This window comes from Marivivens sp. LCG002 (assembly GCF_030264275.1).
GTDB lineage: Bacteria > Pseudomonadota > Alphaproteobacteria > Rhodobacterales > Rhodobacteraceae > Marivivens.
Map to the genome: position 1 here is coordinate 2,480,990 of NZ_CP127165.1, position 15,433 is coordinate 2,496,422.

12 protein-coding genes are annotated in these 15,433 nt (G+C 59.2%); 1 reads left to right on the forward strand and 11 read right to left on the reverse strand.

What is annotated here, in order from left to right; genetic code table 11:
• Positions 1 to 215 precede the first annotated feature (215 nt).
• The 11 genes from cybH to QQG91_RS12270 all read right to left on the reverse strand — a co-directional run bounded on the left by cybH (position 216) and on the right by QQG91_RS12270 (position 13,383).
• A complete protein-coding gene (gene cybH / locus QQG91_RS12220; RefSeq protein ID WP_285770505.1) occupies positions 216 to 992 on the reverse strand; it encodes a Ni/Fe-hydrogenase, b-type cytochrome subunit in 777 nt (258 codons plus the stop codon).
• An 11-nt stretch (positions 993 to 1,003) separates the two neighbouring features.
• Positions 1,004 to 1,204: a hypothetical protein gene (locus QQG91_RS12225; RefSeq protein ID WP_285770506.1), complete on the reverse strand. Its 201-nt coding sequence runs from the start codon at positions 1,202 to 1,204 to the stop codon at positions 1,004 to 1,006.
• 12 nt (positions 1,205 to 1,216) lie between these two features.
• The gene (locus QQG91_RS12230) at positions 1,217 to 3,007 is read right to left on the reverse strand and encodes a nickel-dependent hydrogenase large subunit (RefSeq protein ID WP_285770507.1); all 1,791 of its coding nucleotides are present in this window, start codon (positions 3,005 to 3,007) and stop codon (positions 1,217 to 1,219) included.
• A 2-nt stretch (positions 3,008 to 3,009) separates the two neighbouring features.
• Positions 3,010 to 4,092: a hydrogenase small subunit gene (locus QQG91_RS12235; protein WP_285772352.1), complete on the reverse strand. Its 1,083-nt coding sequence runs from the start codon at positions 4,090 to 4,092 to the stop codon at positions 3,010 to 3,012.
• 214 nt (positions 4,093 to 4,306) lie between these two features.
• Positions 4,307 to 6,541, reverse strand: coding sequence for a carbamoyltransferase HypF (gene hypF, locus QQG91_RS12240; RefSeq protein ID WP_285770508.1), 2,235 nt, complete (start codon positions 6,539 to 6,541; stop codon positions 4,307 to 4,309).
• Positions 6,541 to 7,971 carry a nickel-dependent hydrogenase large subunit gene (locus QQG91_RS12245; protein WP_285770509.1) on the reverse strand — a complete coding sequence of 477 codons (1,431 nt, stop codon included), beginning with the start codon at positions 7,969 to 7,971 and terminating at the stop codon, positions 6,541 to 6,543. Before QQG91_RS12245 ends, hypF begins: the two co-directional genes overlap by 1 nt.
• Complete coding sequence (locus tag QQG91_RS12250; RefSeq protein WP_285770510.1) at positions 7,968 to 8,960, reverse strand: NADH-quinone oxidoreductase subunit B family protein; 993 nt, start codon at positions 8,958 to 8,960, stop codon at positions 7,968 to 7,970. Before QQG91_RS12250 ends, QQG91_RS12245 begins: the two co-directional genes overlap by 4 nt.
• Positions 8,957 to 10,288: a PAS domain-containing sensor histidine kinase gene (locus QQG91_RS12255; protein WP_285770511.1), complete on the reverse strand. Its 1,332-nt coding sequence runs from the start codon at positions 10,286 to 10,288 to the stop codon at positions 8,957 to 8,959. Before QQG91_RS12255 ends, QQG91_RS12250 begins: the two co-directional genes overlap by 4 nt.
• A 49-nt stretch (positions 10,289 to 10,337) precedes the next feature.
• On the reverse strand, positions 10,338 to 11,576 hold the full coding sequence (gene arsJ, locus QQG91_RS12260) for an organoarsenical effux MFS transporter ArsJ (protein ID WP_502881601.1): 1,239 nt from the start codon (positions 11,574 to 11,576) through the stop codon (positions 10,338 to 10,340).
• Positions 11,576 to 12,574, reverse strand: a complete 999-nt coding sequence (locus QQG91_RS12265) for an ArsJ-associated glyceraldehyde-3-phosphate dehydrogenase (protein WP_285770513.1) — start codon at positions 12,572 to 12,574, stop codon at positions 11,576 to 11,578. The genes arsJ and QQG91_RS12265 overlap by 1 nt, the downstream gene beginning before the upstream one ends.
• Positions 12,571 to 13,383: an arsenate reductase/protein-tyrosine-phosphatase family protein gene (locus tag QQG91_RS12270; RefSeq protein ID WP_285770514.1), complete on the reverse strand. Its 813-nt coding sequence runs from the start codon at positions 13,381 to 13,383 to the stop codon at positions 12,571 to 12,573. Before QQG91_RS12270 ends, QQG91_RS12265 begins: the two co-directional genes overlap by 4 nt.
• A gap of 194 nt (positions 13,384 to 13,577) precedes the next feature.
• Between QQG91_RS12270 and ilvD the strand changes: the two genes are divergently transcribed.
• Complete coding sequence (gene ilvD / locus QQG91_RS12275; protein ID WP_285770515.1) at positions 13,578 to 15,413, forward strand: dihydroxy-acid dehydratase; 1,836 nt, start codon at positions 13,578 to 13,580, stop codon at positions 15,411 to 15,413.
• The last annotated feature ends 20 nt before the right edge of the window (positions 15,414 to 15,433 follow it).

The window sequence follows — 15,433 nt, forward strand, 5'->3', positions numbered from 1 at the left end:
TCGATCTTAGGGGATTCAGTTTAGCCAAAGGTGCAAAAAGGTGGATACCGTGGGATACAATTCAAACCCATGATTTTGCTTCATATTTTTGGAAATTTGGTGATGACGCAAATCTGAAATTCGAAAAGTTACTTTCCAATTTTATCCGATATTGGAAACCATAAATACAAAAGGCGGGAATGACCCCGCCTTTTCTACTTCCTATGGATAGCCCGTTACTCTGGGCGGTCGTCTTTGAAAGTCCGATGACCAGAGATCATGGTCGAGACCATCGACTGACGCGACATGATGTCTTCGCGGATCGCCACATAGATATGGATGATCACAAAGATCACGATGGACCACATTCCCAGATGATGGAGCGAATGCACCGTCTGGCTGTTGCCGACCAAGGGGATCAGCCAGCCGAAGAGCGTATCGGGAAGACTGCCCTGCCCCGCGCCTTCTGCATAGAGCGCAAAGCCCGTCACGATCATGAAGGTGATCCCCAAGGTCATGAAGAAGAACATCGCAGCCTGTGCAAGCGGGTTGTGGCCGACGTATTTCTTGGGTTCCCGTTCGAGAAAGAGATACCAGCGCACCTCGAACCAGATCTCGGACCACCAATGTTTGTTCAATAGGGGCAGGCGAAAGAGCTGGCGCGCGTGATGGTTGCCGACAAACGACCAATAGAAGCGGCCGAGAAAGCCGAAAGTTAGGATCATACCCGCCGCAAAATGAGCAAAGCGGATATAGCCGAAGACAAACTGATGGGTGGCTTCGGCGATCTGCATCGATGGAGGCGGGCTTCCGATGAACCAGCCCGTGATGCAAAGCACCATGATCGCAAGCGCGTTCACCCAGTGCCAAAGGCGCACGGGCACCTCATAGACATAGACAGAGGTGCGCTTGCGGATGCTTTCGATGTCATCCGCCGTTGCGTCTCCGGTCAGTCGTGCCGACCGAAGGACTTCGACATCGGGATTCGGGGTATGGATAGACTGATTGGCCATCTCCTATCCCCTCAGGTTTCGCGGTGGTGCAGCGCCTTGATCCGGCGAAACGCCAGCTGCACCCCGAGGTTGAGAGCAATGGCGCTCAGGATCACCACGACGATGTGGTCTCCCTGAGACAGCCAATGGGCTTCGCTCGCGGCACCGTGGCCGCTATGCGCCTGCGCGGACCCTGTGGTCAGTGCGAGAATTGCGATCGTCCGTTTGAACATCTGTCCCCTCCCTTAGCGAACTTTAACAGTGGTCAGCTCGTCGCCGTCGGGCGACATGACGTGCGTCGAACAGGCAAGGCACGGATCGAAGCTGTGGAGCGTGCGCAGGATTTCGACGGGCTCGTCGGGGCGCTCCATCGGCGTATTCATGAGCGAGGCTTCGAAAGCGCCGATATTGCCCGCGGTATCGCGCGGAGAGCCGTTCCAAGTGGTCGGAACAACGCATTGGTAATTCTCGATGCGGCCATCCTTGATCTTGATCCAGTGACCGAGTGCACCGCGCGGAGCTTCGGTCATGCCGACGCCCTTGGCTTCTTTGGGCCAAGTCGAAGGGTCCCACTTCTCGACGTTTGCGGTCGAGCTGTCGCCATTCTTGATGTTGGTGATCAACTTGTCGAAGAAGTGCTTTTGCAGGCGGCCGCAATACTCGGACTCGAGCGCGCGCGCCGCAGTGCGACCTAGCGTCGAGAACACCGCATCAAGCGGAAGGTTCATGTCGCGCAAGAAGCCGTCGACCTGATCCTTGATGTCCTCGTGACCTTTGGCATAGCCGACGACATAGCGGGCCAACGGACCGACTTCCATCGCGTGACCTTTCCAGCGCGGGGCCTTGATCCACGAATACTTGGCGCCTTCGTCGAGCTCGAGGATGTTGGTCTTGGTGCCCTTGGCGTTCGGACCGAGTTCATACTTGGGCTGGGTGACGCCATCCCACGGGTGAAGACCCATGCCCGGCTCGCCGTATTCATACCACGAGTGGTCGACATATTCCTGAATCTGCTCGGGATCGCGCGGATCGACGTCATGCACTTCGTTCAGGTTGCCGTTGATGATCGCGCCGCGCGGCAGGTGAAGCTGCTCGGGCGAGAAATCGTTCGGATTCTCGGGAATATCGCCATAGGCAAGGCAGGCCTGCGAGGAGAGACCCCCACCATAGAGCCAGTTCTTGTAGAACCCGCCGATGGCCTTGACGTCAGGCAGATAGACGTTGCGGTTGAACTCGATGCATTTGTCGATGATCGAGCTGACGAGGTTGAGGCGCTCCATGTTGATCGCGCCGACAGCGCCCACGCCGTGCACATTGATCGGACAGGGCACACCGCCGACAAGCCAGTTCGGATGCGGGTTCTTGCCGCCGAAGATCGTATGGACCTTGACGATTTCCTTCTGCAGATCAAGCGCTTCAAGGTAATGCGTGGTCGCCATAAGGTCCGCTTCGGGCGGCAATTTGTAAGCGGGGTTGTCCCAATAGCCGTTCTTGAAAAGTCCGAGTTGGCCGCTTTCGACGAACTTCTTGAGCCGGTTCTGCACATCGCGGAAGTAACCGGGTGAAGAGAGCGGGTGCGAGGGACTTACGGCCTGTTGAAGCTCCGATGTCGCTTTGGGATCGGCACGAAGCGCGTTGACGGGATTCACCCAATCGAGGGCGTGCAGGTGGTAGAAGTGCACGACGTGGTCATGGATTTGCAGGTTCAGCTGCATCATGTTGCGGATCGAGTTCGCGTTGTCGGGGATCGAGATGCCAAGGGCATCTTCGACCGCACGCACAGACGTGAGCGCGTGCGTGCCCGTGCAAACGCCGCAAATCCGCTCGGTAAAGGCCCAAGCGTCACGCGGGTCACGGCCCTTGAGGATCACCTCGAGACCGCGCCACATCGTGCCCGTGGAGACTGCGTTGCGGATCACACCGTTTTCATCGACGTTCACTTCACAGCGCATGTGACCTTCGATGCGGGTCACGGGGTCGACGACGATGCGGCGACCCGTGTTGTCGAGATCGAAACCGTTCGGAGTAATGGTCATTCTTATGCCTCCTCGGATTGGGTTTTGCGCTGCGCGGCCTTGAGTGCGCTGATCGCGGCATGGGCGGCAACGGCGCCGCCGACGGCGGTCGCGGCACCGACACCAAGCTTGTCCGCATTGGCTTCGACACCGAATTGGGTGAGATCGGTCACACGATTATAGAAGCTGCCCTGATCCCAGAAGCCGTCTTCGGAACAGCCGATACAGCCGTGGCCCGACTGGATCGGGAAAGACGTGCCTTCGTTCCAGCGGATCGTGGAACAGGCGTTATAGGTCGTCGGACCCTTGCATCCCATCTTGTAAAGACAATACCCCTTGCGGGCGTTTTCATCATCCCACGCTTCGACGAACTGGCCCGCGTCGAAATGCGGACGACGATAGCATTTGTCGTGGATACGCTGCGAATAGAACATCGCGGGGCGGCCCTGACGGTCAAGCTCGGGCAAACGGTCGAAGGTCAGCATATAGGTGATAACTCCGGTCATAACCTCGGCGATCGGCGGACAACCGGGCACCTTGATGATCGGCTTGTCGGTGATGACCTTGTGCACAGGTGTTGCTTGGGTCGGGTTCGGCTTGGCGGCCTGCACACAGCCATAGGACGCGCAGGCGCCCCAGCTGATGATCGCCTTGGCGTGCTCTGCAGCATGGCGGAGCTGTTCGACGAAAGGCTTGCCGCCCACGATGCAGAACATGCCGTCTTCGTTGAGAGGCGGGTTGCCTTCGACGGCGAGGATATAGTTGCCTTTGTATTTTTCGATGGTGTCCTGAAGCGCGGCTTCGGCCTGATGGCCCGCGGCGGCCATGAGCGTGTCGTCATAGTCGAGCGAGATCATCGACAGCACGACGTCTTTGGCGAGCGGATGCGCCGAGCGGATAAAGCTCTCGGAGCAGCAGGTGCATTCAAGACCGTGCACCCAGATTACGGGGGTGCGGGGCTTGGTTTCCATCGCGTGTGCGATCTTAGGCACGAATGACGGCGACAGGCCCAAGGCGGCCGCAGTCAGCGAACAATATTTCATGAAGCTGCGGCGGGTGATCCCCTGCCGACGCATCACATCGTAAAAGGTTTCGATCTGGCTCAACGCGGGTCCCTCCCTCATGATCCTCGTATTGGGATGCAACTGCATACAACTTCCCAATCGTGACTCTGGCGGACCCTCGGAGCGGTTACAAAAAGAACTTAGCCGATTTCGGGCGTGACGGATTAGTAAATAAAATCATGAGTTTAAGTGAAAAATGCCATTACCGGCCAGTGCCGTAGATGGAGACCCGATTACCGCATAACCACCTTTGCGGTTACTCGCTTTCCGCAGGCTGGAGCGCGCGCGCCGCAGCCACCAGTGCCTGACCCAGAGCGATGCCGCCGTCATTTGCGGGAGTTTTGCGATGAAGCAGAATCGGCACATCACCCAACGCTTTGACCACGAGGTCGAGGAGAAGTGCGTTCTGGAAACATCCCCCCGCGAGCGCCACCGCCTTGGCGCCCGTCTTGTCCATCGCCTCTCGGCCCGCTTGGGCCAAAGCCTCGGCCAGACCTGCATGAAACCGAAAAGCCATGTCTTCGGGTTTGGGCGCAGCGCGCCGCTCGTGCGCCCATTGCACAAACATCGGTGCGGGGTCGATTTCGCCGTTTCGGACGATAAGGGGATAGGGTTCACCCGTTCCACCTTGCGCGAGGGCCTCAAGGTGCATTGCCGCTTCACCTTCGAAACTCTGGCGGGACCGCGCAATCCCGAGGGCGGCGGCAAAAGCGTCGAAGAGCCGCCCGATGGACGATGAGAGCGGCGCATTGATGCCCGAAGCCGCGGCGCGTCTGAGGGTATCACGCGGGTAATCGCCGAGGATGTCGTCGGCGAGGGAGCCAAGGCCTGCCTGATCAAGCCGCGCCAAAAGATTGCGCCAAGGGTCGCGGCTTGCAGCGTCGCCCCCGATAAGAGGCGCGGGGCGCAGATGCATCATGCGTTGATACCCGAGATAGTCGGCGACCATGATCTCGCCGCCCCAGACGGTTCCGTCCTCGCCCAGACCGAGGCCGTCCGCGACAATCGCGACCACTTTGCCCGCATCGCGCCCCCAACCGTTTTCTCCAAGACAGGCGGCCACATGGGCATGATGGTGCTGGACCGCAACCACGGGAAGGCCGAGGTTTTCGGCATAGACCGAGGACCTGAATTCGGGGTGAAGATCGCGCGCGATCACGCTTGGCGCATGATCGAAGAGCGCGCGATAGTCGTCATTGGCTTGGAGAAATGCGTCCCACGTCAGAGCGTCCTCGAGCTCGCCGAGGTGATGGCCAAGGAGCGCTTGCCCGTCTTTGACAAGGCAGATCGCGGCTTTCATCTGTGCACCCACGGCAAGAACCTGTGGCGCGCCTTCGAACCCCCGAGGCAGCGGGAGAGTCGCGGGCACCCTGCCCCGAGCACGACGCAGGATCATCGGACCGTGGGGTGTCATGCGCTCGACGCTGTCGTCGAGACGGCGGGCGATCTCGCGATCATGCATGAGGATTGCATCCGCAAAGCGTGAGAGCTTTTCGCGGGCTTCGTCATTGCCGATCACCTGAGGCTCGCCCGAAAGATTGCCCGATGTCATGACCAATGGCCCATCCAACGCCGCAAGCAAAAGATGATGCAAGGGCGAATAGGGCAACATCCAGCCCAGCGTCGTCTGGTTCGGGGCAAGATCATCGGGAAGCGCGTCCCCGCGTTTCGCGAGAAGGACAATCGGCGCGGCGGGGTCATGGAGCAACGCACGCTCCTCATCGCTCACAACCGAAAAGGTTTCTATATCCGCAATCCGTCCCATGAGAGCAAAGGGTTTGGTCGGCCTGTTTTTGCGTTGACGCAAAAGCGCTACGGCAGCGGCGTTTCGGGCGTCCACAACAAGATGGAAGCCGCCAATGCCCTTTACGGCCACAACCTCCCCTGCACGAAGTCGCGAGGCAGCGGCGTCGATCGGATCAGGGTCTTCGGGTTCGATCCAGACTTTGGGCCCGCAAGCAGGACAGGCGATGGGCTGCGCGTGGAACCGACGATCCGCAGGGTCGGCATATTCAGCGCCGCACTCATGGCACATCGTAAACGCGGCCATCGTCGTTTTGGAGCGATCATAGGGTAAAGCGTTCAGGATCGAGAAGCGCGGGCCGCAATTGGTGCAATTGGCAAAGGCATAGCCATACCTTCGCTCGCCTTTTGTCGTGATTTCGGCCAAGCAGTCGGGACAGGTCGCCGCGTCGGGCGTGACACGCGTTTGTGCGCCTGCCCCTTCAGAAGCCGCGATTTCGAAACCGAGCGGGAGATCGCCCACCCACGGCGATGTCGCGATGCCATCAATGCGTGCAAGCGACGGAGCTTCGGTTTCGATTGCGGCAACGAAGGCGTCAAGCCCATCACCCGCAGCAAAGATCAGAACCCCTTTGGGGTCGTTCAGCACCTTGCCGCGAAGACCGAAACGCCGCGCCAATTGCCAGACATAGGGGCGAAAGCCGACGCCTTGCACCTGACCTTTGACGCGGATGCGAAGCGCTTGCATCAGTGGACCGTGCAGACCATGCAAGGATCGAAGGAGCGCACGATATGCTGGACGCTGATCGGGTTTTCTTCGGCGTCCAAGACCTTGGCACCTTTGAGCGCCGCTTCGACGGGGCCCTCGGTCCCTGCGGTATCCCTTGGGCTAAAGTTCCAAGTGGTCGGGGCAATGATCTGATAGGACGCAATCTGGCCGCGCTCGATGGTGATCCAATGTCCGAGCGAGCCGCGCGCGGCTTCGACAAGCCCTACGCCTTCACCAAAGTCGGGCATGGCGACTTGCGCCATAAAGCGGGCCTCGGGGCGGATCGAGCCTACCAGCTCTTCCAGAAGGATTTGGGTCCGCGCCACTTCTAGAAGACGCCCTGCGATGCGGGCACGCACGCCGCCCTCGGCTGCGAGCGCCAGAGCAAGAGGATGACGGTCGATGATCTGGCGGGCGAGTGCTCCGGTTTCGACAGGTTTGCCCGCAAGCCGAGGGGCTTTGCACCAGCTATAGGCGTCCTCCCGCATGGCTTCATCGGGAAGCGTCTGACCCTCGGCGGGGTGCAGATTGTCACCAAGCATCCAGGCATGGCTCAGGTCTTCGCGGATGGCCGAAACGTCGAGTTCGCTGAAGTTTCCGTTGTCCCATGTGCCCGCTGCGAACAGTGGGCCGCTTGCCATCGGATAGGCCCCGAAGGACATATAGCGCCCCTGCCCTTGCCCCATGCGGTCAAGACCGAGCGACGCGGAGAGTCTCAAAAAGAACCCCGCATCCCCGGTGGCCCAACGGTCAAGTTCGTCAACCGACGATAGGGCTGCAAAGGTTTCGACGGGCGCCCCGAAAAGCGTGGTTTCAAGATATTTGCGAAACTCGCGCAGGTCTGCTGCGATGCGGATCTTGTCGCGAACGGAGGGCGCGCGCGTCACACCCCCCGGCTGGATGGCGAGGGTATGCGGCCATTTCCCGCCCAAGAGCCCAACAATGTGCAAAAGCTTGGAACGGGCCTCGATTGCGGCACGCAGCGAAGATCCTTTTTGCGCGGTAAAGCGCTCCAAGGCTTCGGTGTGCCACGCACGGTCCGCGTAAACCGGACGCGTGAAATCGGGCATGAAAAAGAGGTTAAAATGCGTGATGTGATCGGAAATATTCTCGATCGCATGTAACAGAGCGGCGACTTTTTCGCCTTCGGGTTCGGGTCGCCCACCTGCGGCAGAGGCAAGAGCACGCGCGGCGGCGGCCGACTGGCTTATCGAGCAAATCCCGCAGATGCGCGGCGTGATCGTCAGGACGTCAAAGGGGGCTTTGCCGAGCAAGATCCTCTCGAACCCGCGGAACATGGGCGAATTGACATAGGCAGATCTGACTTGGCCGTCTGCGATGTCGAGCTTGATCTCGAGATCGCCTTCGACACGGTTGAACGGACCGACAAGAAGCGAGGTTTCGGTCATGGTTTGGTCTTCTTGAGGCTGGGCGGAACCGAAATACGGTCCGAAGTCGCATTCACGCCGATACGGTGCGGCGTTGCTGCTTTGGACAGACTGGCAAGCGCCATGAACCATGCTTTGGGCATATCCGAAGGAAGCCCGACGGGGATGCCTGCGAATTTTGGGGTTTCGGTGAATTTGTGACCCGGTTCTTCGAATTCGGGCGCCGTGCAATTGATGCAGGGATAGCCCGCCCGTGTGCAGCTTCCTTCGCCGTTCCAACCGCGAATGTTGCAATCTCCGACGGCTTGGGTCCCGACACAGCCCAGATGTTCCATCATGCATCCGATCTCGGAGAGGTTCGTTGCGCTGGCCTTGTATTCGTAAAACTCGTTCTTGGGGCACGCGTGATGCACGAGGTTGTCGGCATAGAACCGTGGGCGGCCAAAGCCATCGAGTGCGGTATGATCAAGCGCCCCCGCCGCCAGCAGAAGCAATGTCTCGGTCACCCAGTCGGGATGGGTCGGACAGCCCGCGACATTGACCACGGGCATCCCCGAGCGCGATCTGAAATTCGCGGCAAGAGCACCGCCTTTGTGGGTGCCGTCATACTGGAGCCCGACCGCATCCGAGGGGTTTTCCCCTGCCGAGGTGACACCGCCATAGGTGGCGCAGGTTCCGACGGCGACCACATGCTGCGCCAGTGGTGCAAGCGATTGGACCCAATCGAGCATGGACCGCCCCGTTCCCGCCAGCATGTGAAAACGGCCCGTGCCATTGGGCCCACGCACGATGGACCCCTCGACACAGAGGATATCGAGGGCGATCTCGCCGCTTTCCACTTTGGACAAAAGCGCGCGCACTTCGCTTCCCGTTTCGAGGCTGAGCGCGGGGTGCCAGAGGAATTCGAGGCCCGCCCCGTTGAGAAGATCGAAAACGTTGGGATTTTCCGCGCAGAGGAGCGACATCGTGCACCCGCCGCAGCCCGCTGATTGAAGCCAAAGTATATTCACGCTTTATCCCCTCTGGGCAGGCAAAGCCGGAAGGTCGCACCATCCGCACCCGACACCTCGAGAGCAAGGGAGCCGCCATGCTCCTGTGCAATCTTGTAGGAGATCGAAAGGCCGAGGCCCGTTCCTTTGCCGACGTCCTTGGTGGTGAAAAACGGATCGAAAATCCGCGCGGCGACCGTCTCGGGCACACCCGTTCCGTTATCTGCCACGGTGAGAACCGCGCTGTCCCCCTCGTAACCGAGCGTCAGGACGACGCGCGGCGCCTGATGGTCGGCGACAGCATCGACCGCGTTTTGCACAAGGTTCATCACCACCTGCTGGATATGACCGGGTCGCCCGACCGCGAGACAATTCGGCTCCCCTTGAAAGAGAACCTCCATCCCGTTTCTTGCGCCGCGCTGCACCCAATTGGCGGCGATCCTTGCGGTTTCGGTGAGATCAAAACGCGCAAAGTCGCCCGTCCCGTCCGCCGAAAGTCGCCGAAGGTCTTCGACGATGCTTTTGACACGCTCTGACCCGTCGCGCGCGCCTTCGATCGCGGTGCGCAGGTTTTTGAGATCGCGGTCAAGCCGCAATTCGGCACGCAGCGCGACAAGTTCTTCCCGTGCCGCCCCTGACTGGACACGTTCGAAATAGGTTTCGAAACGGTCGAGGTATTTTTCAAGCGCATGGGTGTTCGCATACACAAAGCTGATCGGATTGTTCAGCTCGTGCGCAACACCTGCAAGCAGCCGCCCGAGCGAAGCAAGCTTTTCGTTGCGGACCAACTGGCCTTGGGTCTGTTTGAGTTCTTCGTGGCTTGCTTCGAGATCGGTATAGGCTCGGCGCAATTCACCCAGCGGGCGACCCGTCAGGATCACGCCCGCCGACTTGCGGCGGCGGTCCAGTCGCGGGGCGATGCGAAGATCGACAGGATCGGGACCCGCGAGGGTGTGGAGTTCGGCCTCGATCTTGGCTTCGCGGCGCAGACTGATTGTCTTGGCTATGGCCTCGAGCACACGCGATTGCGTCTCGCCCTGAAAAAATTCGCCTATTTCGCGACCGATCAGATCGGTTTCCTTCTGGCCGATTGCTTTGCAAAAAGACGAGCTGGCGTCAGCTATCTTTCCATCCTTGTCGGTGACGACCAGATAATCACTGATCGAATTCATGATCGAGCTAAGGAAGGCCTTGAGGGTGAGAAGCTCGGCGCTGTTCGCTTCGAGTTGCTCTTGGTAATCAACGAGTTCGGCATAGGTTTTATCGACGGCTTCAAGCACATCGACCCAGACCTCGTCCCCGAGGTCTGTTCCTCCTGTCTTGGCAAGCTTGCCGATATCGAATTGCATTAGAGCCTCCGTCCCGATCAGCCTAGGCCTTTCGGGGCGCGAGGAAAAGTCACCTTGAACGTCCGAGTTTCCAGACGCCGACAGAACTCAGAAGGATCAGCAGAGCAGCCGTCAGCAAACACGCCGCGATCCCGCCCAGTTGATAGGTCGCACCCGAAAGCAATGTCCCGAGAAGACGCCCTCCCGCATTGGCCATGTAGTAGAACCCCACATCCATCGTGACACGCTCGCCCGTGGTAAAGGCAAGGATCAGATAGGAATGAAGCGAGGAGTTGATTGCAAAGAGCGCTCCAAAGACCAAAAGCCCCACGATCACCAGCCCGACCACAAGCTGGCTTTGCGGCAAGATCAGGATGATGCAAGCGAGGATCACGGGAATGACGATCAGACCCGCCGTGAACTGCGAAAGCTTTTGAACCAGCGCGGGAAGCGGTGCCTCTTTCCCCCCAAGCAAGCGCGGCGCATTGGCCTGAACGATGCCGTAGAGCACGGTCCAGACGGCCATAAACGCCCCGATCATGAAAAAGGCCGCGCGTTTGGAGTCGGGTGTTCCGTCCGAGAGGACGCTGTAAAAGAACACAGGGATACCGACGACGAACCAAACATCCCGCGCGCCGAAAAGAAACATGCGGGCAAAAGAGAGCCAGTTGACGTCGCGGTTTTTGGAAAAGACCTCTTTGAACTTGGCCGACTTGCGCCCTTGGGGAAGGCCTGCGGGCATTTTCCACATGATGAGGACAAGGATCACCCCGAGGATCGCCGCCATGCCGAGCACCGACGGCACGAACCCGAAGAGGCCCAAAAGCCCCGCGCCGAGGAAGAAACCGAAGCCTTTGACCGCGTTCTTGGACCCCGTCAGAAGGGCCACCCAGCGAAAGAGCTTTCCCTCGCCTTCCGGCGCAAGAAGCTTGACTGCCGATTTGGACGACATTTTGGCAAGATCTTTGGCAACGCCCGAGACGCCTTGAACCGCCATCACGAAAACAACAGAGGCCGTGATGCTCCAGTCCGGATCAAGTTGGGCGAGCGCGATCAGCGCAGCGATCTGAAGACCCAATCCTGTGTAAAGCGTCGAGGCCAGACCAAAGCGCGCCGCGATCCATCCTGCCGATAGGTTCGTCACGATCCCCGCGACTTCGTAGAGCACGAAGAGATAGGCAAGCTCGACAGGCGAAAAGCCCATCGTATGGAACTGGAGGAGCACCAGCATTCTGAGTGCTCCGTCCGACAGCATGAACGACCAATAGGACGCGGTGACGGCGCCATAGGCGACAAGGGGGCGTTCGATCACAAAGAGGCTCCGACCATCCGCGCGACATCGACGAGGCGGTTCGCATAGCCCCATTCATTGTCATACCACGCGTAGATTTTGACCTGAGTGCCGTTGATAACCATCGTCGACGGCGCGTCCACAATCGAGGAGCGCGCATCGTTGACATAATCGGTCGAGACAAGCGGGCGCGTCTCGTAGCCAAGAATGCCCTTGAGATCGCCTTGGGCTGCTTTTTCAAACAGAGCGTTGACCTCTTCCACCGTCGTGGTGCGCTCGACCTCGAAGACGCAGTCGGTCAATGATGCATTGAGCAGCGGAACGCGCACAGCATGGCCATTCAAGCGACCTTTGAGCTCGGGATAGATCAGGGTGATCGCCGTCGCAGAGCCTGTCGTCGTGGGGATCAGCGAATTGAGCGCCGAACGTGCACGGCGCAGATCCTTTGCGGGACGGTCCACGATTGTCTGGGTGTTGGTCACGTCGTGGATCGTGGTGATCGAGCCATGCTTGATCCCGAGGTTTTCGTGAATGACCTTGACCACAGGGGCAAGACAATTGGTGGTGCAGCTTGCCGCCGTGACGATGCTGTGCCGCGCAGGATCATAGGTGGCATTGTTCACACCAAAGACGATGTTGGCGGTCGGGCCGTCTTTGACGGGCGCGGAAACAACCACCTTTTTCACCCCTGCCGCGAAATAGGGGGCAAGCGCGGCCTCGGATTTGAAGACGCCGGTGCAGTCGATCACCACGTCGACGCCATCAAGCGGCAGCTCTTCGAGCTTTTTCTTGGAATGGACCGAAAGCCGCGTTCCGTTGATCGAAATGCTGTCTGCATCATGATCGAACTCCGCGTTCCAGCGTCCGTGCACCGTATCGAACTCGAGAAAGTGGGCGTGCATTTCAGGCGAGCCGACGGCATCGTTGATCCAAGCGATCTCGGCGCCGCTTTCCAACAGCGGCTTGAGTGCGAGTTTTCCGATACGGCCAAGGCCATTGAGGGCATAAACGGTCATTTCTGTTCCTCCAGCAAAGCGAGCTCGTCGACTTTTGCCTGCAAAGACATGCGATCAAGGGTTTCAAAAGGCAGCGCAACGAAGGCTTCGATCCGATTGCGCAGGTTTAGGTAGGTGCGGTCGAAGGCCTCTGCTCTTTCGAACAATGGGCCAGTGACGCGCACGGGGTCGGGTTCCGACCAATGGGCAGTGATCGGGCGGCCCGCCCAGCGCGGACAGTCTTCGTTTGCGGCAGCATCACAGACGGTGAATACAAAATCGAAGCGGGACGACCCCGCGCCCAGAAGGTGATCGAGAGATTTCGAGCGAAGCGCAGATACGTCATGGCCGCGACGCTCGAGAATCGCGAGCGCAAGAGGGCTTGGCGCGGAACGCGGTGTTGTTCCCGCCGAATGAGCCACAAAGCGGCCTTGGCCCAGATCCCGAACAAGCGTCTCTGCGATCAAAGAGCGCGCCGAATTGCCGGTGCAGATGAAGAGCACCGAGAGCGGTCGATCCTGCACCATCTCGGGCGGACAAAGCGCGCCGCGCCCGCGGCAACAGTCGTCGACAAGATAATCGACAAGATGCCCTGCCGCAGTGGTATCTGCGGCATAGGTCAGCGACGTGCCCTCACGCTCCTGCGTGATGAGACCCGTCGACCGAAGATTTCCAAGATACACAGAGAGAGTCGACGCCTTGATCCCCAGAGCAGAAGCAATCGCTCCGGCAGGAACCCGCGTGGGATAACGCCGCATAAGCAAGCGAAACACCGCAAGACGCTGCGGATGTGCGAGAGATGCAAATTGTTCGACGGCCAATTTTTCCATAATTCATGAATATATGAAATATGGACGATTCGACAGATATAAACCTACTGCAGTGTGTGAAGTTTTCATGACAGTGCTCTTGGAAGCAGAGCTAACGCATTGTTGCATTGTTCTTTGGGGGGTTGTTGCTGTATCACTCCGCCCTGAACCGTATTTCGCCCTTGGCGACCCCTAGTAAGACATGGATTGAACTGATGCCCTTCTACAGATCCCGCAGATCCACTCATGGCCGCAACATGGCGGGTGCCCGTGGCCTTTGGCGCGCAACAGGCATGACCGACAGCGATTTCGGCAAGCCGATCATCGCGGTTGTGAACTCTTTCACGCAATTCGTACCGGGCCACGTCCATCTTCATGATCTTGGGCAGATGGTCGCGCGCGAGATCGAGAAAGCGGGTGGCGTTGCCAAGGAATTCAACACCATCGCGGTGGATGACGGTATCGCAATGGGTCACGACGGGATGCTTTATTCGCTCCCCTCGCGCGATCTTATCGCGGACTCGGTCGAATATATGGTCAACGCCCATTGTGCCGACGCGATGGTCTGCATCTCGAACTGTGACAAGATCACCCCCGGTATGATGATGGCCGCCATGCGGCTCAACATCCCTGTGATTTTCGTCTCGGGCGGCCCGATGGAAGCAGGCAAGGTCCAGATCGGTGATCTCGAACATGCGCTCGACCTTGTTGATGCGATGGTTGCTGCCGCCGATGACAAATACACCGACGAAGAAGTCGATGCGATCGAAAAGGCCGCTTGTCCGACCTGTGGGTCCTGCTCGGGGATGTTCACCGCAAACTCGATGAACTGTCTTGCTGAAGCACTTGGTCTTGCTCTTCCGGGCAACGGTTCGGTTCTGGCGACCCATGCCGACCGCAAGGAGCTTTTCCTTGAAGCAGGCCGCAAGATCGTCGAGATCACCAAGCGCCACTACGAGGGCGAGGAAAAAGGCCTTCTGCCGCGTGAAATCGCGACATTCGAGGCCTTTGAGAACGCCATGTCGCTCGATATCGCGATGGGCGGCTCGACCAACACCGTGCTTCACCTTCTTGCCATCGCGCATGAAGGCGGCGTGAATTTCACCATGTCCGATATGGACCGCCTCTCGCGCAAGGTCCCGTGCCTGTCCAAGGTCGCCCCTGCCAAGTCCGATGTTCACATGGAAGATGTGCACCGCGCAGGCGGCATCATGGGCATCTTGGGCGAATTGCACCGCGGCGGCCTTTTGCACGGCGATGTGGGCACGATCCACTCGAACACGATGGCAGAGGCAATTGCCAAGTGGGATATCATGACCGCCAATGACGAGAACGTGGACAAATTCTTCCGCGCCGCTCCCGGAGGCGTGCGCACGACCCAAGCCTTCTCGACGACGAACCGTTACAAAGAGCTTGATCGCGACCGCAAAGGCGGGGTGATCCGTTCGGTCGAGCATGCCTTCTCCAAGGATGGCGGGCTTGCGGTTCTTTACGGCAACATCGCTCAGGACGGCTGCATCGTGAAAACCGCAGGCGTCGATGAATCGATCCTCAAGTTCACTGGCACCGCAAAGGTTTTCGAGAGCCAGGACGATGCGGTGAACGGCATCCTGACCAACAAGGTATCCGCTGGCGAAGTCGTCGTGATCCGTTTCGAAGGTCCGCGCGGCGGTCCGGGGATGCAGGAAATGCTTTACCCGACCTCCTATCTCAAGTCCAAAGGCCTTGGCAAAGAGTGTGCTTTGTTGACGGACGGGCGTTTTTCGGGTGGCACCTCGGGTCTTTCGATCGGACACGTCTCGCCCGAAGCGGAAGAAGGCGGCTTGATCGGCCTCGTGGAAACGGGCGATGTGATCGAGATCGACATTCCGAACCGCACGATCCACCTTGCTGTCTCGGACGATGTGATTGCGGCACGCCGCGAAGCCAAGGGCCCGCTGCCGTGGAAACCCGCAGCGCCGCGCTCGCGCAATGTTTCGACCGCGCTCAAGGCCTATGCGATGCTCGCGACTTCGGCCGCTCAGGGTGCGGTGCGCAAGCTTCCTGAATAAGCCTCCGCATAAGACCAATT